The following is a 26380-nucleotide window of genomic DNA, read 5'->3' as shown; positions in this document are numbered from 1 at the left end:
GTCATGTTCGTCGCGCTGCTGCGCAATTGCGAGCGGGCCGCAGCGCGGTGTGTCGGGCCGCGCGCGCGTGAGCATGGACGTCACAGCCATACGGTCGGCGACGTCATGGATGCGGCAGCGCCTGCGCGCGAGCGAAGCGGTGCTGATCCTGCTGGCGGTCGCGATCGGCGGCGCGGCCGGTTTGCTGAGCGTCGTGCAGGGGATGATTGCGCGCACGATCCAGCATCTGCTTTTCGACCTCCCAAGCGGCCAGCGGTTGAGCGCGACGCCGGCGATACCCTTGCTGGCGCTGCTTGCCTTGCCGCTCGGCGGTGTCGTGCTCGCACTCTTCTCCTGGATCACGAAGGCAAGAACGCGACGCATGGTCGACGCCGTCGAGGCGAATGCGCTGCACGGCGGTCGCATGTCGAGGAGCGACAGCCTCGTCATCTCCGGCCAGACGATCATCTCGAACGGGTTCGGCGCATCGGTCGGGCTTGAAGCGGCCTATGCCCAGCTTGGCGGCGTGGTCGCCTCGATCGCGGGCGGCTGGTTCCGGTTGCGCCGTGCCGACCTGCGGATCCTGGTCGGTGCAGGCACGGGCGCCGCGATCGCAGGTGCCTTTGGCGCCCCGTTGGCCGGCGCGTTCTACGCGTTCGAGATCGTCATCGGCGCCTACACGCCCGCTGCGATCGCACCCGTCGCCGCGGCCTCGCTGTCCGGCGTGCTCGTCGCGCAGGCGTTCGGCGCGCAGCCCTATCTTGTCCACGCGACGGTCGCCGAGCAGGTTCAGACGCACCACTACCTCATCTACGCCGGTCTTGGGGCCGTCACCGCGGCATTCGGCATCCTTCTGATGCGCGCGGTTGCCGGGGTCGAGGCACTGACGCGGCGCATGCCCGTCCGCACGTCGTGGCGGCCGATGATTGGCGGCCTGCTGTTGATCCCGCTCGCGTGGCTGACGCCGCAGATCCTGTCCGCAGGACACGGCGCTCTCCACATCGACCTCGAATATGGCGTCCCCCTCACGATCCTTGCCGCCATCCTCATCATGAAGAGCGCGGCTTCGGTCATCTCGCTCGGCTTCGGTTTCCGGGGTGGGCTGTTCTTCGCCTCGCTGTTCCTCGGCAGCCTGCTCGGCCAGCTCTACGCAGGCGGATTGGGCTGGATTGCCGGGCAGGCGCTGGTCGATCGCGAGAATGCGGCGCTGGTGGGAATGGCGGCACTGGCGGTCGCGGTCGTCGGCGGGCCGATGACGATGGCCATGCTGGTACTGGAGGCGACGCACGACTTCTCGCTCGCCGGCGCAACGATCGCTGCGTCGCTGGTGTCATCCACGATCGTGCGCGAGACGTTCGGCTACTCCTTCTCGACGTGGCGGCTTCATCTTCGGGGCGAGACGATCAAGAGCGCGCGCGACGTAGGCTGGGTCCGGATGCTGACCGCCGGACGCATGATGCGAAAGGTGGAGCGGCCGACGCCTGAGCGGATCACCGTCGCCGAGTTTCGCCGTCTGTTTCCGCTGGGATCGACCAGTCGCGTCGTCCTGGTGGACGAGCAGGATCGCTACGCGGGCATCGTCCAGACCGCCAGCGCGTTTGCCGAGGGCGTCGCGTCGACCGACGCGATCGGCACGCTCGCGATCCATCAAGACGAGGTGCTGTCACCCGACGCTGACATAAAGTCCGTCATGGCCGCCTTCGATGCGGCGGGCGCAGACGAAATGGCCATCGTCGCCGGGGGCGGCAATGTGCTCGGAATCCTGTCGGAATCGCACGTGCGACGACGCTATGCCGAGGAACTGGACAAATCCCAGCGCGAGATGTTTGGTGAAGCCTGACAGTCGTCCGGTGGTCGGGTTGGGTCCTTGGCCACATCGGGGCGGGTAACATGGGAGTGCGCTATGGTCGTCAGATCCGGTCTGGCTGCGGTGATGATGATGCTGATGGCGACAAGCGGCGCAATGGCTGCGGATCTCCGCCATCCTGTCGTGCCGGGCTATGGTGCAATCTCGCCCGTGCCCGCAGCGAGCGAACGCCCTGATCCTGCGCTTCGCTACCGCGTGCTGTTCAGCATTACCAAGGCCGGAGGCTCGGCCGATCAGGTTAACCTGGCTCTCGAAAAGGTCGCGCGGTTCCTCAACCTGCTCGGCGCAGATGGCGTCCGGCCCAAACCCGGCGATGTCGTCGTCATCATCCACGGGCCGGCGACGCCGTTGGTGACAACCGATGCGGCCTACAGCACGCGCACCAAGGCGGCGAAGAACCCCAATCTGCCGTTGATCGCCGCCCTGCGTGCCGCAGGCGTGTCGGTGCGCGTTTGCAGTCAGGCGCTGGTCGGCAACACGATCGATCCCGCAGCGGTTGCCAAGAATGTCGATCTCGATGTGTCCGCGTTGACGACGATGGCGACGCTGCAGCTTCGTGGGTGGGCCTTGATCCCCGATTAGATCGGTCGATGCCCCGTGCCGCGGGCTGACGGATCGCTCCAATAAGCGTCGGTGATCACCGGTTAGCCTCGAGCGTCGTGTCGCCGCGCGATGTGGCGGTGGCGACGGACGCAGGAGCAGATCCTGGCTTCACGCGTCGCCGGGACGGCTGATCCGGTACGGCCCTGACCGCGTTTCGAGCGCGTGTCCCTTCCAGCTCAGTCGTACCAGACCGTCGCTGACCAATACGTCTATCGCGGCGTGGACCGCGGGCATCGTGCCGCGCCAATCCTGCGCGATCGCGCGAGCCACCTCGCTCGGGCATATCGTCGCGCCCGGTGCGTGGCGGGCAAGCAGGGAGAGCGCCATGGCTCTTGGATCGGTCATGCAGACGGCGTCGGCTTCGCACGCTAATCGGTCAAGTGGCGATCCAGGCTCCCTTCATCGCTCGGACAGGGGGCGGGACGCGATCGGCAAGTGTTTAAGGCCATCGGGAATGAGCGTCCCCTACCAAAATCAGGTGGGCGGAAGTCTGCAGGCTCGGGCTTCCAAGAGAAACCGACATGCGATCGACATAACTGCTAGGTATGTTGTCGCGCGAAATCCGCGCAGAGGACAATCGCTATGACGAACGGTGCAATATGCCCGGCTGATCCTCCCGCTCCGGCGGTCCCCGTGACGGCAGTGACGCGTCCACTGTCCGAAGATATGCTCCGCCGGATGGATGGATACTGGCGCGCAGCCAATTATCTGTCCGTCGGCCAGATCTATCTGCGCAGCAATCCGATGCTCGATGAACCGCTCGCGATCGCGCATGTGAAGACCCGGCTGCTCGGGCACTGGGGTACGACGCCGGGGCTCAACATGCTCTACGTCCACCTCAATCGGGTTATCGTCGCGCGTGAGCTCGACATGATCGCGATCATTGGCCCAGGTCATGGCGGGCCGGGGCTGGTCGCCAACACCTATCTCGAGGGCTCCTACACCGAGCGCTATCCCGCGATCGAGCGCAGCCGCGGCGGGATGGAGCGGCTGTTCCGGCAATTCTCCTGGCCGGGCGGCATTCCCAGCCACGTCGCCCCCGAAACGCCGGGATCGATCCACGAAGGCGGCGAGCTCGGCTATTCGCTCGCGCATGCGTTCGGCGCGGTGTTCGACAATCCCGACCTGATCGCCGCCTGCGTGATCGGCGACGGCGAGGCCGAGACCGGCGCGCTGGCGACGAGCTGGCACAGCAACAAGTTTCTCAATCCCGCGCGCGACGGCGCGGTGCTGCCGATCCTGCATCTCAACGGCTTCAAGATCGCCAACCCGACCGTGCTCGCGCGGATCGGTCGCGACGAGTTGACCGAGCTGTTGCGCGGCTATGGCTATCAACCGCATTTCGTCGAGGGCGACGATCCGGCCGAGGTGCATCAGCTGCTCGCCGCCACGCTCGATACCGTGCTCGACCGCATCGCCGCGATCCAGTCCGCGGCGCGAGCGGGCGGTGCGGGCGGCGAGCGACCGCGCTGGCCGATGATCGTGCTGAGGACACCCAAGGGGTGGACCGGACCCAAGGTCGTCGATGGCAAACCGGTCGAGGGCACGTGGCGCGCGCACCAGGTGCCGATCGCAGACTTCAAGGATCCCGAGCATCTGACGCAGCTCGAGGCGTGGATGCGCAGCTACCGCCCCGACGAGCTGTTCGACGAGGCCGGCAGGTTTCGCGAGGAGTATGCCACGCTCGCGCCGACGGGCCATCGCCGCATGGGATCGAACCCGCATGCCAATGGCGGGGAGTTGTTGAAGCCGCTGTCGCTGCCCGATTTCCGCGCATATGCGATCGCGCAATCGGAGCCGGGCGCAGTCAAGGCCGCGGCGACCGCCGTGCTGGGCAAATATCTGCGCGATGTCATGGCGCTCAACGCCGACGCTGCGACCTTCCGGTTGTTCGGGCCCGACGAGACCGCGTCGAACCGCTTGCAGGCGGTCTATGACGTGACGGGCAAGGCGTGGATGGCCGAGACCGAGCCGAACGACACCGATCTCAGCCGCGATGGCCGCGTCATGGAGGTGCTGAGCGAGCATCTCTGCCAGGGGTGGCTGGAGGGCTATCTGCTGACCGGGCGGCACGGGCTGTTCTCATGCTACGAGGCGTTCGTGCACATCGTCGATTCGATGTTCAACCAGCACGCGAAATGGCTGAAGGTCACGCGCACGATTCCATGGCGCAAGCCGATCGCATCGCTCAACTATCTGCTGACCTCGCATGTCTGGCGACAGGACCATAACGGCCTGTCGCACCAGGACCCGGGCTTTCTCGACCATGTCGCGAGCAAGAAGGCGGACGTCGTGCGGATCTATCTGCCGCCCGACGCCAACTGCCTGTTGTCGGTGGCCGATCACTGCCTGCGCAGCCGCAACTACGTCAACGTGATCGTCGCGGGCAAGCAGCCCGAGGCAAGCTGGCTGGATATCGACGATGCCGTCCGCCACTGCACCGCCGGTGCCGGGATCTGGGACTGGGCGAGCGACGACGGCGAGCCTGATGTGGTGATGGCCTGTGCGGGCGACGTGCCGACGCTCGAGGCGATGGCGGCGGTGATGCTGCTGCGCGAGTATATCCCCGACATCCGCATCCGCGTGGTCAACGTCGTCGACCTGATGGTGCTCCAGCCGCAGTCGGAGCATCCGCACGGGCTCGACGAGCGCGCGTTCGATGCGCTGTTCACGACCGACAAGCCGGTGATCTTCGCCTTTCACGGTTATCCCGCGCTGATCCACAAGCTCACCTATCGCCGGACCAACCACCACAATATCCATGTCCGCGGGTACAAGGACGAGGGCACGACGACGACGCCGTTCGACATGGTCGTGCTCAACGATCTCGACCGCTACCGCCTCGCGCTCGACGCGATCGAGCGGATCCCCCGGCTGCGCGACCGCGTGGCGGACGAGACGGCGCGCTATTGGGCGCTGATCGAGCGGCACAAGCTGCACGTCTACGAAGAGGGCGACGACCTGCCCGAGATCCGCGACTGGCAATGGCGGCGGTGAGCGCGGTGGCGAGCATGGGGCGGACGGGTATCCTCACGCTCAACGAGGGGTCTTCCTCGCTCAAGTTCGGCTTCTATGCGGGTGGACCAGACGGGTTCGAGGAGCGCATGTCCGGAGACGTGGACGGCGCGCAGCCCGCCGATATGTTCGAGCGGATCGACGCGGCCTTAGGCGGCGCGCGGCCCGCGGCGATCGGACACCGCATCGTCCATGGTGGGCCGGACCTGTTCGATCCTGTCGAGATCGATCCGGGCGTCTTGGCACGGCTGGAGCGCGCGACGGCGTTCGCGCCTTTGCACGGCCCGGCCGCGCTGTCGCTGATCCGCGCGGCACGGGCGCGATACCCGGATGTGCCGCAGATCGCCTGTTTCGACACGGGCTTCCACAAGGACCTCGAGGAGGTCGCCGCGGTCCTGCCGATCGCGAAGGAATTCCGGGCGGACGGCGTACGGCGTTACGGCTTCCACGGTCTGTCCTGCCAGTCGATCTCCCGCCAGCTGGGGCCGGATCTGCCCGAACGGCTGATCATCGCGCATCTCGGGAGCGGGGCCAGCATCACCGCGGTGCACGGCGGCAGGTCGGTCGATACGACGATGGGCCTGACGCCGTCGGGTGGCATCGTCATGGCCTCGCGCGCCGGCGATCTCGACCCAGGCCTGCTGCTGTATCTCATGCGGGAGCGGGGGATGGATGCCGCCGGCATCGAGGGGCTGGTCGACCACCGTTCGGGGTTGCTCGGAATCTCCGGCGTGTCGGGCGACCTGCGCAAACTGCATGCGGTTGCGGCAATAAACGCGGACGCACGTCTGGCGATCGCGATGTTCTGCCGGTCGGTCGCAAAGCAGATCGCCGCGATGATGGCCGTGCTCGGTGGCGCCGACATGATTGTCTTCACCGGCGGGATCGGCGAAAACGATGCCGTCGTCCGCGCCGCGATTTGTGCGGATCTCGGTTGGGCGGGCGTCTCGATCGACCCCGCTGCGAAGGCCGGACGTGTCGTCGTGCGGGTCCTCGCGTCGCTCGAAAATGCTGAAATCGCACGCGCCGTCGTTGCCCTTACCTCTGGCGCGAGCGGCTCTCGCTAGCCGATCAGTCCGAGCCGCGCGCTGGCTGATCGGGCCCGGATCGACAAGACGAACGGCGCGCACGCCGATGGGTCAGGAAACGACGGACAGCGGGCACCAGGCAGCCGGGCGCGGTAAACAACAGGAAGTGCGGGGCGTCCGTGACTGTGACCAGCGTCACGGTGCCGCTTTTCCTGAGCATGGCGATCTGGGCCGCAGCGCCTTCGATGGGTGTCTTTGGATCGAGTGTACCGTGAAGCACCAATATCGGGGGCGTTCGCGATGGCAGCCGGCCAAAGGCGCCGTCGCGTTCGTACAGCGGAAAGCCCGAACGCGTCAGCAGGCCCGGCAACGGGCTGGCGAAAAGAAAATCCCGCTCCTCCTGCGCCACGACAGTGTCGCTGAGAGCCGGCCGCGCGTTGTTTTCGGACGCGCTGATAAGCCCGACAAGCGGGATCGACGCGTTCGATTGCGGGTAGGGGAGCAGCGTATTCACGATCTGCGCCAATCGCAGCTTCGCTTCGGTCCACGATGTTGCCGTGCCTTGGCGCAGGTCCGACAGGATTGCCGGAATGCGGGCCCGCACCTCCGGCACATCCAGCATCGCACCGAACAAATATTTCGGGTTCTCGCCGAGGACGCCGCGTAGCGCCGGATCGATCAGAACATCGTGCATCGCGGCGCTGGCGGACCCGCCCAGAGAGGCTCGGCAGGACGGCGTCCGATCGCACTGCGCGAGCACGCGACGGCCAACGGCATCGACCACGGCGGAGCGGTGACTGAGATCCCAGACCGCGCTCGTCTCTGGCGGGACGAGCGAGTCGAGTATGACACCATCGAGCCGGCGGGGTGGCGCGATCGTCAATGTTCGCAGGACCAGCTGGGTGCCGTACGACACGCCGTACAGGAAGGTCGGGCCGCCTTGCGAGAAGCCGTCGATCAGTGCCCGAAGATCGTACGCCGCGTTGCTGGACGAGAAAGCACGCGTGCGGCTGGCATCCATGTTCAGGCTTGCGAAGCAGGAGGCCCATTCCGCGCCGACCAGCGCCGGCCCGCCGGCGCTGCCGATCGACTCTTCGGTCTCGCACATCCGCGTCGAGAAGCCGGTGCCACGATGATCGGGGATCATCAGGTCATAGCCGGGCGCGGCTTTGCGCAAGGATGCGAGAAACGGATAGAAGGAGGACCCGGCCTCGCCAGGCCCCCCGGCGATAAGCCAGAGCTGGCCATTCGGCCGCGTCCCGGCGGGAAACTTTCGGACGAACAGCGAAAGCTGCCGGTTATCCGGCATGCGGTGATCCAGTGGCACCGTCATGTGCGCGCACATCGACGGCGCGAGTTCCGGGCGATCCTTCGCATCCAGGCAGCGCGTGAACGTCGCGACAACGACCGGCGGTAAGGTCGCCTGCGACGGTGCGGACCACGCGAGCGCGCCCAATAGGGATAACCAGATCATACGGCTCACATGCATTACCCCGTCCCGCCACTGTCTTGCCTGTGTAAGACACTTTGGAACCGGTGCAACTGTGTTTGACGGCATCACTCTAGTGCGCCCTGACGGAAGACACCTGGATCTGTGCCGCTTAAATGACGGGAGGTAGCGGAACGGAGACACCGGGCCGCCAGCATCGTGGGGCGGTGTTCAATGTCCCGGCACGTGCGCACTTCGACGATTGCGGACATGGCGGCAGGATACGTCCGCGATGTCGTTGATCCCTGCAAGCGTCAGCGTGCGTACGAACTCGTCTTCCAGCAGCGTCAGCAGGCGATCGACGCCTCGTTCACCGCCTGCTGCCAGGCCATAAAGATAGGGGCGCCCGATCGAGCAGGCGGTCGCCCCCAACGCGAGCGCCTTCACCACGTCGGACCCGCGCCTGATACCGCCGTCGCAGATCACGTCCGGTGCGTCGCCAACGGCGTCGCGGACCGCCATGATCTGGTCAATCGGGGCAGGCGCGCCGTCCAGCTGGCGCCCGCCGTGGTTGGAAATCATGACGCCCGTCGCGCCCGAGGCGATCGAGCGGCGCGCGTCCTCGGGCGTCATCACGCCCTTGATCGCAAGCGGCCCGTTCCATTCGCGTGCCAGCCACTCGACGTCGCGCCAGCCGACCGAGCGGTCGAACTGACCACCGATATAGTCGAAGAGACTCATCGGCCCCGATGCCAGCGCGTCGACCTTGTGGCTGACGTTTGCGAGGTCGAACCTGGATCCGGTCAGCGCAGGGATCGACCAGCCGGGGTGGAGCGCGAAGCTGAGCAACGACCGGAGCGTCAGCGTCGGGGGCAGAGAGAGGCCGCTGACGCGATCGCGCTCCCGATTGCCCGCGACCGGCGTGTCGACGGTCAGCGCAAGGCCGTGGAAACCCGCATCCCGGCAGCGCGCCACGAATTCGGCGGTCAGTCCGCGGTCCTTGAAGATGTAGATCTGGAAGACCTTCGGTCCGGCATAGGCCCGCGCGAAATCCTCCAACCGCGTCGTGCCCATTGTCGAGAGGCTGTAGAGAAGCCCGTGTCGCGCCGCTGCACGGGCGACGGCGAGCTCGGCCTGTCCGTGGAACATGCGCGTGAGGCCGGTGGGTGACAGCATCAATGGCCACCGCGAAGACTGGCCAAAGATCCGGGTCTCGGTCCGGATCTCCGAAACGTCGTTGAGGACGTCGGGAACCAGGTCATAGTCCGCGAACGCGCTGACGTTGTGTCGCAGGGATATTTCGTCATCCGCGCCGCCGTCGATATAGTCGAAGATCGGCCGCGGCAGCCGGCCCCGCGCCATCAGGCGCAGGTCCGCGACGTTGTTTGCACGGTCGAGCCGCGTCATAGTACGCGTGTCATCAATGGTTTGCGACCATCGCGGTGCCAATGACCACGGCGATCGCTCGCGAGCTCAGGGCGACATCAAGGCTGCCGGACAGGCTGAGCGTTGATGCCGCCGCGGTGCCTGAGCCTGCAGCGATCAGCGCCGGTATCCAAGCCTTCATCCTGCCCATCTCCTCGCGCCTGAAGCCTCCCGGTTGTCCGGGATGGCCGACGTGGCCGGCAGCGCTCGCCGTCCGCGTCATCGCTCGGCTTTGGGCTGGAGCGATGAGACCAGACTGCGCCCTCAGGAAACCGATCAGCAACCGCTTTGGCTGTGCCGGGGAGGTTGCAGACTGTGCAGGTCCGCGACGGCGTCGACCGAGACGAGACGGTTGGGCGCTTTCGCCGATATGTGATCGCTGGCTTCTGGTGTGGTCGGAGCTAAGCTGATCGTCATGGATCTGGTCTTTGGCTGGCGGACCGCAGTCCTCACGGTGGCGGCGGCGATTCTGCTCCCGCTGGCCGTTGGCCTGTCGACGTCGTTTCACAACCGGCTGGCGGCGCGTACGCTTGCCGCGCTGCTGATCGTCATGACCGGCGTGTTCGTGCCGTGGCTGATCGGGTTTGCCGGCTTCTACGATCGCTGGTGGTGGCTGACCTTCGCGCCCTTCTCGAACGCGCTGCTGGTCCCGCCGCTCCTCTATCTTCACGCCCATGCACTCGTCATCGGTCGCTGGTCGCCCGCGGGCTGGCGACACCTGCTGCCGGGCGCGATCCAGGTCGGCTATCAGACCGCCGCCTTCCTCCTGCCGACGCCGCTGAAGCATCGCTGGGCGGATCTGGCTTTCACGACGGGCAGTGCGATCGTCGCAGTGCTGCTGGCCATCAGCTTCGTCGTCTATGGCGCGTGGACGACCCGACTGTTGCGCGACTACCGCGACGCCCTGTCGCAAAGGCGCAGCGACGACGCGCGGTTCGCGACTGCGTGGCTCAGCCGCACCGCCGTCGCCTATCCGTTGCTGGCGATCGTCTGGGCAGGCTGGCTGCTGGTCGATGCTGTAACGCCGCTCGGCTATCGGGGGCTGATGCCGCTCTACGTCGCGATCGCGGGGTTCGCCTTGTATCTCGGGATCGCAGGATGGCGATATCTCGCACTGCCGTTTCCGGCGCTCGACGCATTGCGGATCCCGGACGTTCGATCACCCCCCGCCCGGAACTGGCAGGCGCAAGGGGAGGAATGGGCGGCGAGGATCCGCGACAATCGCTGGTACCGCGACGACGCGCTGACGCTGCGGCGGCTGGCGGGACTCCTCGCGACCAACGAGACCTATGTGTCGCGTGCGCTCAATGAGGGGCTGGGCGTCGGCTTTTCGGATTTCGTCAACGGGCTTCGCTGCGAGGATGTGGCGGCTGCACTGGCGGCGGACGATTCCCGGCCGGTTCTGGCGATCGCGCTCGACGCAGGGTTCGCGTCGAAAGCCAGCTTCAACCGCGCCTTCCAGCGGCGCTATGGTCGGTCGCCGAGTGCGTACCGGGCGTCTCACAAGCCATAAACCGCATGGCATGGGCGATGATGAGGCGACCAGTATGCGCTGCGCCATGCTGAAGAGGGCATCCATAACGTCGGAGCTGACATGACCGCATCGCCACCGTCTCGCCGCGCCGTCCTCGGCGGACTCGGAGTGACCTTTGCCGCCTCGCCACTGCTCGCGCGGACTTCCTCGGGTCCGACGCTCCTTCGCGTCGCGGCGATGCGTGCGGACATCGCGTTGCTGAGGAAGGCATATGCCGCGCTCCACCCCGGTCTCCACCGTTACAACACGCCTCGTGAGATCGACGCCCGTTTCGATGCGCTGGACCGGTCGGTGGCCGCCCCGATGACGCTGCGGGCGTTCTACCTCATGCTGTCGCGCTTTCTCGCGACCGTGCGCTGCGGCCATAGCTATGCCAATTTCTACAATCAGCGCAGCGCGGTCGCCGCCGCGTTATTCGAAGCGCCCGACCGGTTGCCGCTCGAATTTCTCTGGATCGGCGACGCGATGGTCGTCACGGCCGATCCATTCGCCACCGGGATCGCGCCGGGCAGCCGCATCCTGGCGGTCAATGGCCGATCCGCGAGCGCCATTCTCGCCGCGCTCATGCCGCTCGCGCGTGCGGACGGGCACAACGATGCCAAGCGTCGCCGGCTTCTCTCGGTCCAGGGCAACGATCGCTACGAGACCTTCGACATCTTCTTCTCGATGCTGTTCGGGCAGGACCGCTACCGGCTGACGGTGGAGGACTCTGGCGGACGGCGACGTGCCGCGAGCGTTGCTGGCGTCTCGCTGGCGCAGCGCCGCGCCACCGCGCACGCCGGCGTCGATGCGAGCGGCGACACGCCGGTCTGGACGATCGAGCGGCGTGGCGATGCCGCGAGACTGTCGATGCCGAACTGGGGGCTCTACGACAGCAAGTGGGACTGGCGCGGCTGGCTCGACGAGGCGGTCGATCGGCTGGTCGCCGAGCGCGTGCCGCGACTGGTCGTCGATCTGCGCGCGAACGAGGGGGGGCTCGACTGCGGCAACGCGCTCGCCGAGCGGCTGGTGTCACGCGAGACGCCGTTCGAGGAGGTCCAGCGGCTCATCCGCTACCGCACCGTGCCCGACGACCTGCGGCCTGCACTCGACACGTGGGACCGCAGTTTCGACCATCTGGGGGAGAATGCGACGAGGATCGACGACCGGTTCCTGCGGCTCGATGCGCCCGGCGACCGGGTCGACCCGATCAAGCCACGCGGTAGGCGCTATGCGGGCGACGTGCGCGTTCTGATCGGGCCGCAGAACAGCTCGGCGACGTTCCAGTTCGCCGATTTCGTCCGCCGCAACCGTCTCGCAACGCTGATCGGCGAGACGACCGGCGGCAACCGGCGCGGGATCAACGGCGGCTGCTTCTATTTCGTGCGTCTGCCCGAGACCGGGCTCGAAGCCGACCTGCCGCTGATCGGCAGGTTCCCGACGACACCGCAACCCGACCAAGGTGTCACGCCGGACATAGCAGTCCCGATCACGCAGGCTGACATCGCGAAGGGCACGGATAGCCAACTGGGCCGCGCGCTGGCGTGACGCATGACGGCGGTGCCGGGCGCTTGCGTTCGAGACGAGCGAGCTACCGGACGGGGAATGTCCAGGCGTGAATGGTCGGCGCGTCATCTGATGCTGCGCGTGCTCGACTAGCGCTATTGTGATCGCCGCCGCGGGTCTGCATGATAGCCATGCCCAGTCCTAGTGGGACCGAAACGCGCAGGGTGAGCGGGGGGACGACCACCCCTCGTTTCGTTGCGTGGCTCGTCAGTTCCTAACCTTCAGAAAGCTCCCTGATGCGGTTGATCGCCTGCTTGCTTTTGGCTTCCACGATTGCCGGGACGGCGGCCGCGCAGCAGCGACCGGCTGTGACCGCCGCCGACTATGATCGCGCCATGCATCAACTGGGCCCGTACACATCGCCGCTGGTCGACCACGCGGTGCGGACCGCGCATTGGATAGATGCGCGGCACTTCTGGTATGTGGACACCAGCCACGGCGTGCCGACGATCATGCTGGGCGATGCGGCGAAGGGCACCAAGGCCCCGGCCTTCGAGACGGCGGCGCTGCTGGCATCGCTCAATGCGGCTGGATTAAAGGAACAGGACGCGAAGAAGCTGTTCGTCGAGCGACTGGAGCCGGATTTCGCGGCGAACACCGCGATCGTGAGCGTTGGTGGCGAGCGGTATTCGTGCGCGCTGACGCAGCCCTATAAGTGCACGAAGACGGCTGGCGCGCAGGCCAGGCAGGTCGCAGCCGCCCCGGCGCAGCGCAGCCGGGCGTCATCGGTCGCCTCCCCGGACGGCAAGCGTGCGGTATTCCTGCGCGACTGGAATTTGTGGGTACGCGACGTCGACACCGGCGCGGAGCGGCAGCTGACGACCGATGGCGTCAAGGATTTCGGCTATGCAACGGACAATGCCGGCTGGAAACATTCGGATCAGGCGATCGTGATCTGGTCACCCGACTCGAAGAAGGTCGCGACCTTCCAGCAGGATCAGCGCGCGGTGGCCGACTTCACGACGACGACGACGCAGGTCGGCCACTCCCGCACCGATACGTGGAAATACCCGTTCGTCGGTGACAAGGAGATCATCCATATCCAGCGTGTCATCGTCGATGTCGGCGATGGTACTGTGGTCCGTCTAAAGATGTCGCCCGACCCGCACCGGTCGTCGTTGTGCGACGACGTGGTGTGCGGCGAGGGTCCGCAGGACATGCAATGGGCCAAGGACGGCCGGACGCTCGCATTCGTGTCGACCTCGCGCGACCACAAGGTGGAGACGATGCGCATCGCCGATGCGACCACGGGCACGGTGCGCGACGTGTTCACGGAGACCGTGCCGACCTGGTTCGACAGCGGCTACAATGACGAGGGGATCAACTGGCGTTATCTGTCCGAACGCGGCGAGATCCTGTGGTGGTCCCAGCGCGACGACTGGGGTCATTACTATCTGTACAACGCACGCACCGGCAAGCTGGTGCGGCAGGTGACGCAAGGCCGCTGGAACGTCGACCACCCGGTCTATATCGACGAGCGCAGCGGAAAGATGTTGATCGCCGGTATCGGGCGGGAGCCCGGCGTCGATCCCTATTATCGTAGCATCTATGCGATCGATCTGAAGGGCGGTAAACCGAAGCTGCTGACGCCCGAGCGGCAGGACCATATCGCGGTGCCGTCGAGCGATGGACGCTACTTCGTGGATATCTACTCGACCCCGCAGGAGCCGCAGACCGCGGTCTTGCGGCGTGCGGATGGCGCCGTTGTCACGGATCTGGCGAAGGGCGACGTGACCCGGTTGCGCGCGGCGGGCTGGCAGGCGCCGGAGAACATCGCCGTCCGGTGCGCCGACGGCAAGACGCTGTGTCACGGGCTGCTCTTCAAGCCGGCGGGGCTCGATCCGCGGCAGAAATATCCGGTCATCGACTATATCTATCCGGGGCCGTTCACGGGGACGATTTCCTCCCGGCAGTTCGCGCCGTCGATGGGCGACGCGGGTGCGTTGGCGCAGCTCGGCTTCGCCGTGGTGGAGATCGACGCGCTGGGTACGCCGCGCCGCTCGAAGGCGTTTCAGGACTTCTACTATCGCGACATGGGCAAGCAGGCCGTCCCCGATCAGGTCACCGGGATCAAGGACCTGGCGTCGCGCAATACATGGATGGACACCGATCGCGTCGGCATCTGGGGGCATTCAGGCGGAGGCAACGCAACCGCGACCGCGATGTTTCGCTATCCCGAGTTCTTCAAGGTCGGGATCGCCGAGAGCGGCAACCACGACAACCGGAACTATGAGGACGATTATTACGAGAAGTATCTCGGCTTGCTGGAGAGTAACGGAAAGACGACGAATTACGACCTGCAGGCCAATCAGGACTTCGCCCAGAATCTCACGGGCAAGCTGATGCTGGCACATGGTATCCTGGACGATAACGTCCCGGTGTCATCGACGTTGCTGGTGGTCGACGCGCTCCAGAAGGCGAACAAGGACTTCGATCTGGTGCTGTTCCCCCGCGCACGTCACGGCTACGGCGACCAATCCTACTACATGATGCGGCGGCGATGGGACTATTTCGTCGAGAACCTGATGGGCGCAGAACCGCCAAAGGCGTTCAAGATCGTCGCGCCCGGTGTCTCGAAATGAGGGCGCGACAACAACGGCGTCAGGCTCCCCCTCCGGCGAGCAGCCCGCCATCGATGCTCACCTCCGTCCCGGTGACGTAGGTGGCTTCATCGGAAGCCAGCATGACCGCAATCGCCGCGACTTCGTCGGGCATTCCGAACCGCTTGAGCGGCGTATCCTCGACAAGCGTCTGCATCCTCGCGTCCCGATCAGGACCGCTGCCCAGCATCGGCTCCCAGATCGGCGTGAGGATGGCGCCCGGGTGGATCGAGTTGCAGCGTATTTTCCAGCCCTGCTGCGCGCAGTAGAGTGCAACCGTCTTGCTGTGGTTCCGAATGGCGGCCTTGGACGAGGCATAGGCCGCAGCGCCGGGAACGCCCACCAGACCCGAGCGGGAAGACATGTTGATGATCGATCCTGCGCCCGCCGCCTTCATCGCACGGATGGCGTAGCGGCAGCCGAGGAACGTCCCGTCGAGGTTGATCCGGTGAACCTCGCGCCAGTCCGCGAGGCTGGCGTGTTCGGGGTCGTGGGGTACCATGCCGGCTTCGAACCCCGTCACGCCGGCGTTGTTGACCACCACGTCGGCCACGGGAACGATGCCGGCCAGTCGCGACCACGCGGCATCCTCGCTCACATCGAGCGGTACGAACCGGCATCCTATCTCAGCCGCAGCCGCTGCACCTGCCGCGTCGTCCCTGTCGGTGAGGATGACGACAGCACCTTCGTCATGGAACCGGGCAGCGATCGCGCGGCCGATGCCACGCGCAGCGCCGGTTACGACGCACGTCTTGTTCTTCATTCTTTGCATGATGTTCTCGAAAACAGAGTCCGGTCGGCGGATTGCTCCGCTGGCGTATGCCTTGCCGCTTTAGCGGTGACGCTGGATCATTTCGAAAGACTCCCGAGGATTTGGCGATGCTACGTCAACCGCTTAACGGCCGCAATTCCGAAAACACGATCTGTGTTCTTGAAAGGCGGCAGTGTCGCTATTTTGCCAGTCGCCGGCCGCCTGCGGTCGTCAGAAGCCGGCACGAAGCGAGACGTCGACCGCGCGGGGACGGCCAAGCACCCATTGCTGGTTATTGTACGTGCTGAGCGCATAGTCCCGGTCGAACAAATTGTAGCCGTGGATATCGACCGCGAGGTGCGGCGTCACCGCATAGGAAAGCGTGGCATCGACAATGGTGTAGCTGGGAACGCGGAAGCTGTTGGCGTTGTCCGAATAGCGGCGCCCGACATAGCGCAACCCGGCGCGCGCCTGAAGCGCGCGCGTCGCGTTCCAGCGTAGCCACACGTTGGCGAGGGTCTCGGGCACGTCCGGCGGGGTGTTGCCGTCGAAGCGCGTGCCGCCGGAGACGAAGTCGTCGAACGTCGCGTCGAGCACGCTGCCGTTCGCATCGATGCCCACACCGTAAGGCAGATCGAGCGATACCGCGGCTTCGATGCCCTTGGCCGATCGCTGGCCGACCTGCTCGACCGGGCTCGCCGGGGTCAGTTGTGCGAGCAGGCGCTTCTTGACGATGCGGTAGGCCGCGAGCGTCGCGGTGCCATGCCCGTCGAGGAACACTGCCTTGGCGCCGACCTCGACCTGGTCGCCAACCGCGTTGCTGAACTGCACCTGCCCGGTCGAATAGGTCGTCAGCGTCCCCAGCGGGTCCACGCCGGTGGCATATTGCGCATAGAGCGACACTGTCGGGATCGGCTGATAGACGCTCCCGACCCGCCAGGTCATGTTATGCAGCCGCTTGTCGAGCACGAACGTCTCGGTGCTTGCGCCGCTTGGATAGTCGATCGACCAGCGGCGGATCGTGTCACGCTCGTAGCGCACGCCACCGACGATCGAGGCGTGCGTGCCGAGCTTCAGCCGGTCCTCGGCAAAGACCGCATATTCGGTCGTGCGCGTGCGATAGCGCGGCGCGATGCCCTGTGTGTCGCTGATCATACCGGGATCGAACGCGAAGCGATCGACCTCCGAAACCTGCGGGTCAGACCCGAAATTGTGTGAATAGGTCAGTTTGATGAGGTTGACGTCGAAGCCCATGACAAGGTCGTTGCGGACGCCATCGGCGACGTCCGTCCTGAGCGTCACGCTGCCCTGATCGCCCCATTGCGTCTGGTCGTGGACGATCCCGGTCATGTCGGTGCGGAGGATGCGGCCGGGAGTGCCAGTGTTGCCGCTGCCGTTGGAACAGACGCCGTCCGCGGCGATCGAGCAATAGCTTTCGAGATTGAGCCAGGAGCGTTTGGAGGTGAGGCGATAGGCCTGGTTGCTGACGGTGACCGCATCGCTTGGCGTCCAGTCGACCTGCAGGCTGGTGCGGTTGTCGCGGTAGCGGATAAAGCCGTCGCGTGTGTTGTAGTTTCGCTCCCGGATGCGGTCGTCGAGCCGTCCCTCGATCAGCGGCGTGCCGAAATAGCGCATCGGCTTCTGGTCGCCGTAATCGTCCCGTGCGGTGACGACGAGCGTGTCGGTCGGTGCCCAGCGCAGCGTCCCCGAGACGGCATGGCTGCGCGACTGGCCACGATCGACATAGCCGTCCGATCGGCGATAGCTGCCGTCGATGCGATAGGAGAGGCGCTCGGTGATCGGCCCGCCTGCGCCCGCCGCGACATGGAAGCTGTCCTGCGAGCCGTAGCCGATCTCGCCCTCCACGTGCGTCCGCTGCGTATCGGGTTTGCGCATCAGGACATTCACCGCGCCGCCCAGCGCGCCCTGGCCGTAGAGCACCGAGGCCGGACCACTCAGGATGTCGATCCGTTCGACCATCCACGGATCGGTCGGAAAGGTGATCGTGCCCGCCGCCGGGAACAGCCGTACACCGTCGATGAGCTGGAGCACGGATCCCTGGCCGCTGAAGCCGCGTGCGGCGAGCGCGGTGCCGCCATTGCCGGGGTTTCCGGCGTTGCTGATGCCCGGTGCGCGGCTCGTCGCGTCGATCACCGAGAGGTCGCCACGTGCGCGGATCGTGGTGCCATCGATGATCGAGATCGTCGCGGGGGTCTCGAGCGGCGTGAGGCCGAGGCGACTGCCGGTCGCGTTCGGCGTGGTGAGCGTGTCGCGCGCCTGCTGGCCGACGACCAGAATGTCCTCATTGTCGGAAGCAGGCAAAGACTGCGCATTGAGCGGTGCTGCGAAAACAGGCGACAGCAAGGCGCCCGCAAACGCGAGGCGGGAAGACAAAAACGGCATTACGGTAATCCCCGGGCGTCGAGCGAACCCGACAGGGACCTCCCGCGAACGGCCGACATCCGCGCCAGCCGGACGCCATCGCGACCGGCACGCATGCCCGTGCGGTCCCCACCGCACACGTCGTCGCTCGACGGAGTACCGTGCCGCGGCCACCCCCTGGGCCAGGCAAGAGCGACCAGACGCCGGCAGGTCTCCTGGCTCACGGGTCATCACACGATGCACGGCCTTCCCAGGCCTTACGTGACATCACGACCGGCCCAGTGGCTGCTTCTTCCTGGGGAGGAAGAAGCGATATGCATCGCGCTCGCCGCTTACAGTTGCAGGGACAGCCTCGGCTTCAGGCGGCGAACCACCCTTACCGCGTTCCCTATTAAGCCCCTCTCGGGGCACCGACGCGATCATGCCGACCGTCTCCAGCGGAGCAGGTCAGCGGGGACGATGTATCCTGACAAAGACGATCCGGCAATCGGTCGCAGCCATCGCCGCAAAGGTCGGGAAGCGGGGACACGCGCGCGAATGACCAATGGAGATCACGCGTGGTACGAATCCGAGTGCTAGCGGATCGTCTCGTCCGGCAGGGCCTGTGCGAGCGCTAGGCCCGCAAGACGCGCCGTCGCGAGAAGTCGATCCAGCCCGTGCCCGTTGCGTGCCTTGGCGGAGAGACCGGACATCGTCGTGCTGACGAAATCCGTCAGACGCCCGGCATCGTCCGGATGGCGGGTGGCGATATACGCGTGAATGGTCGCCTCGGCCGCGTTGCTGACATCGCAGGCGGCCTTGCGCGCGTCGCGATCGTTCGAGCGGGTGCCCTCGACCACCATGCAGCCGCTCGCATTCGGGTCGGCCGCGTAATGGCGCGCAGCCTCCTCCAGAACCGCTGCAAGACAAGCCGCGACCGGGCGGTCGTCCCGCAGAAGCTGTGCGAGCGGGATCGCGCCGGTCGCGGCATACTGGTCCAGCACGCGCGCATAGAGACCGGCCTTGCTGCCGAAGGCGGCGTAAAAGCTGGGCGGATTGATCCCCAGCGCCGTCGTGACGTCCGAGACGCTGACCGCGTCATAGCCATGCGCATGGAAAAGCTGCCGCGCGGTGGCTCGCACGCGACTTCGGACCGCGCGGCATCACGATCAATGTCGTTCAGCCCGGGCCAATCGACACCGATGCCAACCCCGAGGACGGTCCGATGAAGGACCTCATGCACAGCTTCATGACGATCAAGCGTCACGGACGGCCCGAGGAAGTCGCGGGAATGGTCGCGTGGCTCGCAAGCCCCGAGGCGGGCTTCGTCACCGGTGCGATGCATACGATCGACGGTGCGTTCGGCGCCTGAACCGGATGACGGCGGTGGCGCGGGCGATGTCAGTGGTATCAACGCTCGCGCTGCAACCGCCGGGGGAATGGTCGGGCGCAGGACAGAACGCTGTCAACCGATGCAAGCTGCGGGTCCCGTGCGACGCATATCCCACGCCGCCATCGCGTGAGCGATACCGGCCCGCAGCGTCTCGGCCGAAACGCCGTCCCGCGCCTGGATCGAGACGCCCAGCACCAGTCCATCGTACAGCGCGGTGAGCCCCGCGACGTCCGTGGCGGGTGCGAGATCCCCGGTTCTGACCCCGGCGGCGATGCACCGCTGCAACGCCTGCCGGGTAACCTCGCGTTCTGCGCGTGTGAGTGCCCGGGTCGGTGCGCCAGCCTCCGACGATACCATTGCTGACAATGTCATCATGCAGCCTTTCGGATGTGCAGGGTCGGTCTGCACCGCAACCGAGGCCAGCAGGGCTTGTTCAAGCCGTGAGCGTGGCGATAGCGTCGCGTCGTCGAGCGCCCCGACGATGCCGCCATGCCTGGCGAGATAACGCGCGAGCGTTTCGCGGTAGAGCGCTTCTTTCGACCCGAACGCCGCGTAGAAACTCGCCGAGGAGATGTCGCCCATCGCCTGACGCAGCGTCAGCAGCGACGCGCCTTCATAGCCGTGTTCCCAGAACAGGTGCATCGCGGTGTCGAGCGCTGCATCCCGATCGAAACCACGCGGTCGTCCGCTCCGTGCCATAATTTTCCGCTCCAGATTGTGGACTAATCGATCCGTTATCCGTTGACAAGGCGCGCTACGTGGTCGAACGCACTGGATCAGTCGATCCAGAAGTGAGTGCAGCGTGATCCCAAGACCCAGCCAGACCGACGACGGCGCGAGCGAGACGCTGCCGATCTCCGCGTTGCTGGCGCTCGCGATGACCGGTTTCACCGCGATCCTCACCGAAACGCTCCCCGCCGGGCTGTTGCCGCATATGGCCGCCGGGCTCGACGTATCGGAGTCGCTCGCCGGGCAGACGATCACGGTCTATGCGGTCGGGTCGCTGCTCGCGGCGATCCCGCTGACGCTCTATACGCAAGGGTGGCGGCGCAAGCCGACATTGCTCGTCGCGATCGTCGGTTTCCTGATCTTCAACTGCGTGACCGCGGTGTCGACCTCCTATCCGCTGACGCTCGTCGCGCGGTTCATGGGCGGGGTCGCGGCGGGACTGGGGTGGGGCATCATCGCGGGCTATGCCAGGCGAATGGTCATCGCGCCGTTGCGCGGCAAGGCGCTCGCGATCGCGATGGTTGGTACGCCGCTCGCGCTGTCGATCGGGGTTCCCTTGGGGGCGATGCTGGGCACGACGCTCGGCTGGCGCATGGCGTTCGGGCTGATGGCGATCACCACCCTCATCCTGATCGGCTGGGTGCTGTGGCGCGTGCCGGATTTCGCTGGACAACCTGCCGAGCAGCGGCTGTCGATCGCCAGCGTGTTCCGCACGCCGGGCGTCCGTCCCGTGCTGGTCACGCTGTTCGCGTGGATCACGGGTCACAACATCCTCTACACATACATCGCCCCGGTCGCCGCTTTGTCGGGCGCGGGGCGGCGGCTAGATCTGTTGCTGCTCGGGTTCGGCGTTGCCGCACTGGCCGGGATCTGGGTGACGGGTGTCCTCATCGATCGCGCGTTGCGGCCGCTCGTGCTGGTCAGCCTGACGATGTTTGCGGTCGTGTCGCTGGCCTTCGGCCTGTTCGCGACCGTCCCGGAGATGACGATCGCCACGACGATCCTGTGGGGATTGTCGTTCGGCGGCGCGGCGACGCAACTGTCGACTGCGCTCGCCGATGCGGCGGGCGAGGGCGTCGATCTCGCGAATGCGATGCTCACGACCGTCTGGAACGGGGCCATCGCGACGGGCGGGATCGTCGGCGGGGTGATCCTCGACCATGCGGGGGCAGGGCCGCTCGCCTGGGCGGTATTGGCGCCGACCCTGCTGGCCTTGGCGCTCGCAGCCGGCGCGCGCCGCCATGCCTTCAAGCCCGGCCCCAGGGCTTTCTAATAATGCGCCCGTCGTGCGCGCTCACCAGGAGACGATTTCGATGAAAGCCTTTCAGATCGGTGCCCAGAACGGCATCAGCGGTCTTGTTGCGACGACCCGACCCGCGCCCGTCGCAGGGCCCGGCGAAGCGCTGGTCGCCCCGCGTCTCGTCGGTCTTATCAGCCGCGACGTTCAGCTCTTGCGCGGCACTTACGGCGCCCGGCAGCCCGAGACCCGGATCCCGATGTCCGAAGGTGTCGGCGAGGTCGTGGCGATCGGCGCGGGCGTGACGGACGTTGCGGTCGGCGACCGTGTCGTCTGCGGTCATTTCGCGACCTGGCTCGACGGCGCGTTCCGGTCGGACGTCTTTGCGCACGATATCGGCATCACGCATGACGGCTGGCTCGCCGAGCGTGTCGTTCTCCCCGCGGCGGCGCTGATCCGGGTGCCCGACGCGCTGGCCGATGCGGATGTCGCGGGGCTTGCCTCGGCGGGCCTGACGGCCTGGAACGCGCTCGTCGAGATCTGTCGGGTCGAGGCTGGCGACACCGTGCTCTGCCTCGGCACGGGTAGCGTTGCGCTGGCGGCGTTGAAGATCGCCAAGGCGCGCGGCGCGCGCGTCGCGATCACGTCGTCGCAGGACGCGAAGCTCGAGACGGCGCGGACCTTAGGTGCGGATATCACGGTCAACTACCGGACGTCAGCGGATTGGGCGGCCGAGGTGATCGCGCAGACCGGGGGCAAGGGCGCCGACATCGTGATCGAAACCGGCGGCGTCGACACGTTGGGGCACTCGATCGCAGCCGCGGCGATCAACGCGCGGATCATCATCGTCGGCGTTTCGCCGGGCGAGGGGCCGGCGATCCCCGACTATCTGTCGCTCATCGCGAAGAACGTGACGATCCGCGGGATCGCCAATGGCAGCCGCGCGATGTTCGTCGACCTGCTCGACGCGATGGTGGCAAACCGGATGACGACGGTCGTCGACCGGATTTTCGCCTTCGACGATGCACCCGACGCGGTCCGCTATTTCGCGGCGGCCAATCATCTCGGCAAGGTGATGATCGCGTTCTGATCCTTTAAATGTGTCGTATTTGATACCTCGCTACCAGGTCGTTGTCGGCGCTTCCGACGTGCGCGGTCTCAAGGCTGCGGGTCGATGACGGCGTCGGACCCGCCTGTACCGGTAAAGCTTGAGCCGCTGGCCATCAGCGGCGAGCCACCGCCACCAACGCGGTCGAGGGGATCGGCAGGGTCGCGCGGCCCGCAGCCATTTGCCGCACCTCGCCGATGACGGCGGCTTTCTGCGCATCGCTCAGACTGGTCCAGTCGGGCGACATGCCGAAGAGCGTGTCGGGCTCCGCAAGCGCCGCGATGTCGAGCAGGTAGTCGTGCGTGACATGCTCTATCCGGGGATCGTGATATCCGGCGGCGATCAGTTCACGCGCAAGATCGGCCGGATAGCTGAGCGCCTGTACCGCCTCGGGCATCGTCATGCCTGTGAGGTCGGGGAACAGCGTGCGGCGGATCTGGCCCAGCAAAAGGAACGTCGCCGCGCCTCGATCCTGCCAGGTGGCGATCACGCCGTGTCCGCCTTTGCGCGTCACCCGCGCCATCTCGGCGAGACCCTTGCGCCAGTCCGGAAACATGATGACGCCGAAGATGGAGAAGACGGCGTCGAAGCTGCCATCCTCGAGCGCCAGTGCTTGTCCGTCCATGACGCGCGCCTCGACGTTCGGCAGGTTTGCCGCCGTGATACGCGCGACCATCCCGGGCGAGAAGTCCGTTGCCAGCACTTGCGCCCCCGTCCGCGCCGCGGCCAGCGCGAGCGCACCCGTGCCCGCCGCGACATCGAGGACGCGGCTGTCGGGGGTCAGGCTGAGGCGTGCCAGCGCCGCCTCGGCATAAAGCGACGTGAAGGGATGGGCGGTCCTTTCATACTGTTGCGCCGTGGTATCCCAATGGTCGGGGTTCTCGAACTCAGGCATCGTTGCACTCCGCGAATCATGTAACATCGTAAGTATCGTGAATCGGAATGCTTGCCAATCCCGCGCGGCGTGCGAAGGATCGCGCCGTGCGTACCGACAGCCGCCTCTCGCGAATGCTCCATGTGCTGCTCCACATGGCACGGCATGATGGTCCGATGACGTCCGAGGCGATCGCGCGCATGCTGGGTACCAACCCGGTCGTGGTCCGCCGCACGATGGCGGGCCTCCGCGACGCGGGCTATGTGCGGTCGGAAAAGGGGCATGGGGGCGGGTGGGCGATCGCGGCCGATCTGGAAGCGGTGTCGCTGCTCGATGTTCACCGCGCGGTCGGGGGGCCGCGTCTGTTCGCGATCGGCAACGAACATCCGGACGCCGCCTGCGCGGTCGAGAAGGTCGTCAATGCGGCGGTGGAGGATGCATTGCGCGAGGCCGAAGCCCTGCTCGTCGTGCGCCTTGGCGCGGTCAGCCTTGCCGAACTCGCGCGCAGTTTTGCGCCGCATTGCGCTCCAGTCTCATAGCGCGGCCTTTGTGATGGCGGGCGTGTCTACGCCATTCGTCCACGTTACGCTCGCCTGGGACGCCCTGGTACACCGAAACAGTCCCGGTCTTCGAGCAGCCCACATCGCAGGCGAGGGGGCTCCAAGCGCATGGGTTTCAGATCGTCAGCCCGATGTCTTGGCTTCCCTCAGTCTGTCGCAGGCGATCTTGGCGGCTTCGCGCACATGCTTCTGGCACGCCGCGGCGGCCCCCGATGCATCCTGTCGTTCGATGAGATCGACCATTCCGGCCAGCCGCTTGAGGCCAGCGGCTTGCCGCCCGACGACGGACAGCGTCATCGCGCGGAGCTGACTGATCCGGCTGTTCAGGCGCTGGACGATTTCCCACGCGATGACGTGCCCGCCGGTCTGGAAGATAATCTCGTAGAAGCAGGTCGTGGCGCGTAACGCGCCGATCGCGCTTTGCTGTGCATGCGCGTCCGCGATCGCCGCCAGCGCCGACCTGAGTGCCGCCACGGTGGCCTCGGTAGCCACGCGAGCGCACGCCGCAACCGCGGAGGACTCAAGCTGGATGCGGATGTCGTAGATCTGTTCGGCCTGGTCGATCGTGATGATGCCGAGGCGGGGGCCCGACGGTGTTCCCTCGACGAGACCCTCGGATTCCAGATTGCGAATGACTTCGCGGATCACCGACCGGCTCACGCCCAACCGCTCCGCGAGGTTGCGCTCCACCAGGCGTTCGCCCGGGCTTATCCGCCCTTCCAGAATGGCATCGCGAACGCGGTCCAGCGCGATCAGGCGCAGCGTCTGTGGCCGGGCTTCGATCCGGTCCAGGATATTGACGTCGTCATTCGGCATCGGCGGTGTCCCCTCGACCACCTTCTTAAATGAACAATTGCCATTGTCCATTCCTATGGTATACCAACAGACACCATACAGGCAGGAGGATTGCTAGACATGGCATTCAGCATTCGAAAGATCGTCTCGTACGTCGAAGAGGTGCGCATCGAAGGCGGCAAGCAGACCGGGACCCCGGTCACGACCGTCATGGTCGCCGCTGTCGTGCAGAATCCCTGGGCCGGACGCGGCTTTGTCGAGGATCTCCAGCCCGAAATCCGCGCTCATGCGTCCGATCTCGGTGCGTTGATCGTCGAGCGCCTCGTTGCTGCGATCGGTGGCGCCGACCGGATCGAAGCCTATGGCAAGGCGGCGGTCGTCGGCGCGGGCGGTGAGATCGAGCATGCCTCGGCGCTGATCCACACGCTGCGCTTCGGCAACCATTATCGCGACGCGGTGCAGGCAAAGTCCTATCTGAGCTTCACCAACAAGCGTGGTGGGCTGGGAACGTCGATCCAGGTGCCGATGATGCACAAGGACGACGAGGGCCAGCGATCGCACTATATCACCGGCGAGTTCTCGATCTCGGATGCACCGCTTCCCGATGAGATCGTCATCGTACTCGGCGCGGCGGATGGCGGCCGCGTCCATCCGCGCATCGGGAACCGCTACCGGGACCTCGAAGACATCGCAGCCGAAAAGGCCGCGCGGCAGCCGTCGTGATGACGGCCGTCCTCGACACGGTGAACCCGCCATTGGCCTATGACGATAGCGGCGGTCCGGGACCTGCGGTGGTTCTCATCCACGGGGTCGGGCTGTCGCGCGACATGTGGGCGGCGCAGGTGCCCGTGCTCGAGACGCGCTACCGGGTCATCGCCATCGACATGCTCGGTCATGGCGGCAGCGTGATGCCGCCCGCAGATGCGGGTCTGGACAGCTATGCGGATCATGTCGCCGCGGTGCTCGATCATGCCGGGATCGATAAAGCGGCGCTGATCGGGTTCTCGATGGGGGCACTGGTCGCGCGTGCCGTGGCACTGCGCCACCGTGAGCGGGTCGAGGCGCTGGTCCTCCTGAACGGCGTGTTCGACCGCTCGCCGGACGTGCGCGAGACGATCCTTGCCCGGGTGGCCGATGTCACCGCGGACGGTCCGCGCGCGAACATCGACGGTGCGATCGAGCGGTGGTTCAGCGCGAAGTTCCGACACGAGAACGCCGGTTATCTCGCGGCCCTGCGCGCGAGCTTCATCGCCAATGACCCTGTGGGGTACGCGGTGACCTACCGTCTGTTCGCGACCGAAGATCGCTACGGCGAGGCGGAGTTGTCCAGACTCGACGTTCCGACGCTCGTCGCGACCGGCGAACATGACGTCGGATCGACGCCCGCGATGGCCAGGGCCTTGGCCGCACGCATTCCCGGCGCGGCCTTCCGTATCGTGGATGGCGCCCGGCACATGATGCCCGTCGAAATGGCCGATGCGACCAACGCGCTGTTGATGGACTTCCTCGCCTCGATCGGGCGCCACCACCCCTCCCTCGGAGATTGA

22 protein-coding genes, 1 pseudogene and 1 riboswitch are annotated in these 26380 nt (G+C 66.2%); of the genes and pseudogenes, 13 read left to right on the top strand and 10 right to left on the bottom strand.

Annotation, left to right across the window (positions count from 1 at the left end; genetic code table 11):
• The first annotated feature begins 109 nt into the window (after positions 1-109).
• Together ASE72_RS16510 and ASE72_RS16505 are read left to right on the top strand one after the other, a co-directional pair.
• Entirely contained in the window at positions 110-1819 is a 1710-nt protein-coding gene (locus ASE72_RS16510; protein WP_235532405.1) for a chloride channel protein, read from the top strand.
• A gap of 63 nt (positions 1820-1882) precedes the next feature.
• Entirely contained in the window at positions 1883-2428 is a 546-nt protein-coding gene (locus ASE72_RS16505) for a DsrE family protein (protein WP_056023798.1), read from the top strand.
• A gap of 129 nt (positions 2429-2557) precedes the next feature.
• Here ASE72_RS16505 and ASE72_RS16500 read toward each other — a convergent pair whose 3' ends face one another.
• Positions 2558-2776: a DUF3253 domain-containing protein gene (locus tag ASE72_RS16500; protein WP_443024779.1), complete on the bottom strand. Its 219-nt coding sequence runs from the start codon at positions 2774-2776 to the stop codon at positions 2558-2560.
• A 339-nt stretch (positions 2777-3115) separates the two neighbouring features.
• On the opposite strand from ASE72_RS16500, the gene ASE72_RS16495 reads away from it, so the two are divergent.
• Both ASE72_RS16495 and ASE72_RS16490 read left to right on the top strand, forming a co-directional pair.
• Positions 3116-5446, top strand: a complete 2331-nt coding sequence (locus tag ASE72_RS16495) for a phosphoketolase family protein (RefSeq protein WP_268795916.1) — start codon at positions 3116-3118, stop codon at positions 5444-5446.
• A complete protein-coding gene (locus ASE72_RS16490; protein ID WP_235532403.1) occupies positions 5434-6531 on the top strand; it encodes an acetate/propionate family kinase in 1098 nt (365 codons plus the stop codon). Before ASE72_RS16495 ends, ASE72_RS16490 begins: the two co-directional genes overlap by 13 nt.
• A 4-nt stretch (positions 6532-6535) precedes the next feature.
• Here the strand turns inward: ASE72_RS16490 and ASE72_RS16485 are convergent, their stop codons facing one another.
• The 3 genes from ASE72_RS16485 to ASE72_RS20910 all read right to left on the bottom strand — a co-directional run bounded on the left by ASE72_RS16485 (position 6536) and on the right by ASE72_RS20910 (position 9488).
• Positions 6536-7966, bottom strand: coding sequence for an alpha/beta hydrolase (locus ASE72_RS16485; RefSeq protein ID WP_235532424.1), 1431 nt, complete (start codon positions 7964-7966; stop codon positions 6536-6538).
• A gap of 186 nt (positions 7967-8152) precedes the next feature.
• Entirely contained in the window at positions 8153-9328 is a 1176-nt protein-coding gene (locus ASE72_RS16480) for an alpha-hydroxy acid oxidase (RefSeq protein WP_056023786.1), read from the bottom strand.
• A 13-nt stretch (positions 9329-9341) separates the two neighbouring features.
• A complete protein-coding gene (locus ASE72_RS20910) occupies positions 9342-9488 on the bottom strand; it encodes a hypothetical protein (RefSeq protein ID WP_156350558.1) in 147 nt (48 codons plus the stop codon).
• Between the two features lie 273 nt (positions 9489-9761).
• Between ASE72_RS20910 and ASE72_RS16470 the strand changes: the two genes are divergently transcribed.
• The 3 genes from ASE72_RS16470 to ASE72_RS16460 all read left to right on the top strand — a co-directional run bounded on the left by ASE72_RS16470 (position 9762) and on the right by ASE72_RS16460 (position 15007).
• Positions 9762-10859 carry an AraC family transcriptional regulator gene (locus ASE72_RS16470; protein WP_200916323.1) on the top strand — a complete coding sequence of 366 codons (1098 nt, stop codon included), beginning with the start codon at positions 9762-9764 and terminating at the stop codon, positions 10857-10859.
• An 81-nt stretch (positions 10860-10940) separates the two neighbouring features.
• Positions 10941-12407: a S41 family peptidase gene (locus tag ASE72_RS16465; protein ID WP_056023780.1), complete on the top strand. Its 1467-nt coding sequence runs from the start codon at positions 10941-10943 to the stop codon at positions 12405-12407.
• A gap of 353 nt (positions 12408-12760) precedes the next feature.
• Entirely contained in the window at positions 12761-15007 is a 2247-nt protein-coding gene (locus ASE72_RS16460) for a S9 family peptidase (protein ID WP_235532402.1), read from the top strand.
• Between the two features lie 19 nt (positions 15008-15026).
• Here ASE72_RS16460 and ASE72_RS16455 read toward each other — a convergent pair whose 3' ends face one another.
• From ASE72_RS16455 to ASE72_RS16445, 3 genes are all read right to left on the bottom strand, one after another.
• Positions 15027-15797: an SDR family oxidoreductase gene (locus ASE72_RS16455; protein WP_056023774.1), complete on the bottom strand. Its 771-nt coding sequence runs from the start codon at positions 15795-15797 to the stop codon at positions 15027-15029.
• A 210-nt stretch (positions 15798-16007) separates the two neighbouring features.
• Positions 16008-18179, bottom strand: a complete 2172-nt coding sequence (locus tag ASE72_RS16450; RefSeq protein WP_056023771.1) for a TonB-dependent receptor — start codon at positions 18177-18179, stop codon at positions 16008-16010.
• A 167-nt stretch (positions 18180-18346) separates the two neighbouring features.
• Positions 18347-18588: riboswitch (cobalamin riboswitch) on the bottom strand.
• A gap of 145 nt (positions 18589-18733) precedes the next feature.
• Positions 18734-19279: a TetR/AcrR family transcriptional regulator gene (locus tag ASE72_RS16445; RefSeq protein ID WP_056023768.1), complete on the bottom strand. Its 546-nt coding sequence runs from the start codon at positions 19277-19279 to the stop codon at positions 18734-18736.
• On the opposite strand from ASE72_RS16445, the pseudogene ASE72_RS16440 reads away from it, so the two are divergent.
• Positions 19264-19509: pseudogene (locus ASE72_RS16440) on the top strand (SDR family oxidoreductase); the annotation flags it as partial. The gene ASE72_RS16445 and the pseudogene ASE72_RS16440 sit on opposite strands and share 16 nt — an antisense overlap.
• A gap of 93 nt (positions 19510-19602) precedes the next feature.
• On the opposite strand, the gene ASE72_RS16435 reads toward ASE72_RS16440, so the two are convergent.
• The gene (locus ASE72_RS16435; protein ID WP_056023765.1) at positions 19603-20229 is read right to left on the bottom strand and encodes a TetR/AcrR family transcriptional regulator; all 627 of its coding nucleotides are present in this window, start codon (positions 20227-20229) and stop codon (positions 19603-19605) included.
• 103 nt (positions 20230-20332) lie between these two features.
• On the opposite strand from ASE72_RS16435, the gene ASE72_RS16430 reads away from it, so the two are divergent.
• Both ASE72_RS16430 and ASE72_RS16425 read left to right on the top strand, forming a co-directional pair.
• On the top strand, positions 20333-21532 hold the full coding sequence (locus ASE72_RS16430) for an MFS transporter (RefSeq protein ID WP_235532401.1): 1200 nt from the start codon (positions 20333-20335) through the stop codon (positions 21530-21532).
• Between the two features lie 40 nt (positions 21533-21572).
• On the top strand, positions 21573-22586 hold the full coding sequence (locus ASE72_RS16425) for a zinc-dependent alcohol dehydrogenase family protein (RefSeq protein ID WP_056023759.1): 1014 nt from the start codon (positions 21573-21575) through the stop codon (positions 22584-22586).
• A gap of 133 nt (positions 22587-22719) precedes the next feature.
• Here the strand turns inward: ASE72_RS16425 and ASE72_RS16420 are convergent, their stop codons facing one another.
• Positions 22720-23499 (bottom strand): class I SAM-dependent methyltransferase, encoded by a 780-nt coding sequence (locus ASE72_RS16420; RefSeq protein ID WP_056023756.1) that lies wholly within the window; start codon positions 23497-23499, stop codon positions 22720-22722.
• Between the two features lie 86 nt (positions 23500-23585).
• On the opposite strand from ASE72_RS16420, the gene ASE72_RS16415 reads away from it, so the two are divergent.
• Positions 23586-24017: an Rrf2 family transcriptional regulator gene (locus tag ASE72_RS16415; RefSeq protein WP_200916322.1), complete on the top strand. Its 432-nt coding sequence runs from the start codon at positions 23586-23588 to the stop codon at positions 24015-24017.
• 144 nt (positions 24018-24161) lie between these two features.
• On the opposite strand, the gene ASE72_RS16410 is transcribed toward ASE72_RS16415, so the two are convergent.
• A complete protein-coding gene (locus ASE72_RS16410; RefSeq protein WP_056023752.1) occupies positions 24162-24854 on the bottom strand; it encodes a GntR family transcriptional regulator in 693 nt (230 codons plus the stop codon).
• Positions 24855-24953: 99 nt separating this feature from the next.
• Here ASE72_RS16410 and ASE72_RS16405 point away from each other — a divergent pair, with 99 nt between their 5' ends.
• Both ASE72_RS16405 and ASE72_RS16400 read left to right on the top strand, forming a co-directional pair.
• A complete protein-coding gene (locus ASE72_RS16405) occupies positions 24954-25556 on the top strand; it encodes an amino acid synthesis family protein (RefSeq protein WP_056023750.1) in 603 nt (200 codons plus the stop codon).
• On the top strand, positions 25556-26380 hold the full coding sequence (locus tag ASE72_RS16400; RefSeq protein ID WP_056023747.1) for an alpha/beta fold hydrolase: 825 nt from the start codon (positions 25556-25558) through the stop codon (positions 26378-26380). The genes ASE72_RS16405 and ASE72_RS16400 overlap by 1 nt, the downstream gene beginning before the upstream one ends.

The sequence above is a fragment of the Sphingomonas sp. Leaf20 genome (genome assembly GCF_001421535.1).
In the GTDB taxonomy this organism is placed as follows: domain Bacteria; phylum Pseudomonadota; class Alphaproteobacteria; order Sphingomonadales; family Sphingomonadaceae; genus Sphingomonas.
The sequence above is the reverse complement of the archived record's forward strand: the minus strand, read 5'-3'. Positions and strand labels throughout refer to the sequence as shown.

Coding starts and splice junctions, on each gene's coding strand:
- ASE72_RS16510 (WP_235532405.1), top strand. CDS start 110: ATGCGGCAGCGCCTGCGCGCGAGCGAAGCGGTGCTGATCCTGCTGGCG.
- ASE72_RS16505 (WP_056023798.1), top strand. CDS start 1,883: ATGGTCGTCAGATCCGGTCTGGCTGCGGTGATGATGATGCTGATGGCG.
- ASE72_RS16500 (WP_443024779.1), bottom strand. CDS start 2,776: ATGGCGCTCTCCCTGCTTGCCCGCCACGCACCGGGCGCGACGATATGC.
- ASE72_RS16495 (WP_268795916.1), top strand. CDS start 3,116: ATGCTCCGCCGGATGGATGGATACTGGCGCGCAGCCAATTATCTGTCC.
- ASE72_RS16490 (WP_235532403.1), top strand. CDS start 5,434: ATGGCGGCGGTGAGCGCGGTGGCGAGCATGGGGCGGACGGGTATCCTC.
- ASE72_RS16485 (WP_235532424.1), bottom strand. CDS start 7,966: ATGATCTGGTTATCCCTATTGGGCGCGCTCGCGTGGTCCGCACCGTCG.
- ASE72_RS16480 (WP_056023786.1), bottom strand. CDS start 9,328: ATGACGCGGCTCGACCGTGCAAACAACGTCGCGGACCTGCGCCTGATG.
- ASE72_RS20910 (WP_156350558.1), bottom strand. CDS start 9,488: ATGAAGGCTTGGATACCGGCGCTGATCGCTGCAGGCTCAGGCACCGCG.
- ASE72_RS16470 (WP_200916323.1), top strand. CDS start 9,762: ATGGATCTGGTCTTTGGCTGGCGGACCGCAGTCCTCACGGTGGCGGCG.
- ASE72_RS16465 (WP_056023780.1), top strand. CDS start 10,941: ATGACCGCATCGCCACCGTCTCGCCGCGCCGTCCTCGGCGGACTCGGA.
- ASE72_RS16460 (WP_235532402.1), top strand. CDS start 12,761: ATGCATCAACTGGGCCCGTACACATCGCCGCTGGTCGACCACGCGGTG.
- ASE72_RS16455 (WP_056023774.1), bottom strand. CDS start 15,797: ATGCAAAGAATGAAGAACAAGACGTGCGTCGTAACCGGCGCTGCGCGT.
- ASE72_RS16450 (WP_056023771.1), bottom strand. CDS start 18,179: ATGCCGTTTTTGTCTTCCCGCCTCGCGTTTGCGGGCGCCTTGCTGTCG.
- ASE72_RS16435 (WP_056023765.1), bottom strand. CDS start 20,229: ATGGCACGGAGCGGACGACCGCGTGGTTTCGATCGGGATGCAGCGCTC.
- ASE72_RS16425 (WP_056023759.1), top strand. CDS start 21,573: ATGAAAGCCTTTCAGATCGGTGCCCAGAACGGCATCAGCGGTCTTGTT.
- ASE72_RS16420 (WP_056023756.1), bottom strand. CDS start 23,499: ATGCCTGAGTTCGAGAACCCCGACCATTGGGATACCACGGCGCAACAG.
- ASE72_RS16410 (WP_056023752.1), bottom strand. CDS start 24,854: ATGCCGAATGACGACGTCAATATCCTGGACCGGATCGAAGCCCGGCCA.
- ASE72_RS16405 (WP_056023750.1), top strand. CDS start 24,954: ATGGCATTCAGCATTCGAAAGATCGTCTCGTACGTCGAAGAGGTGCGC.
- ASE72_RS16400 (WP_056023747.1), top strand. CDS start 25,556: ATGACGGCCGTCCTCGACACGGTGAACCCGCCATTGGCCTATGACGAT.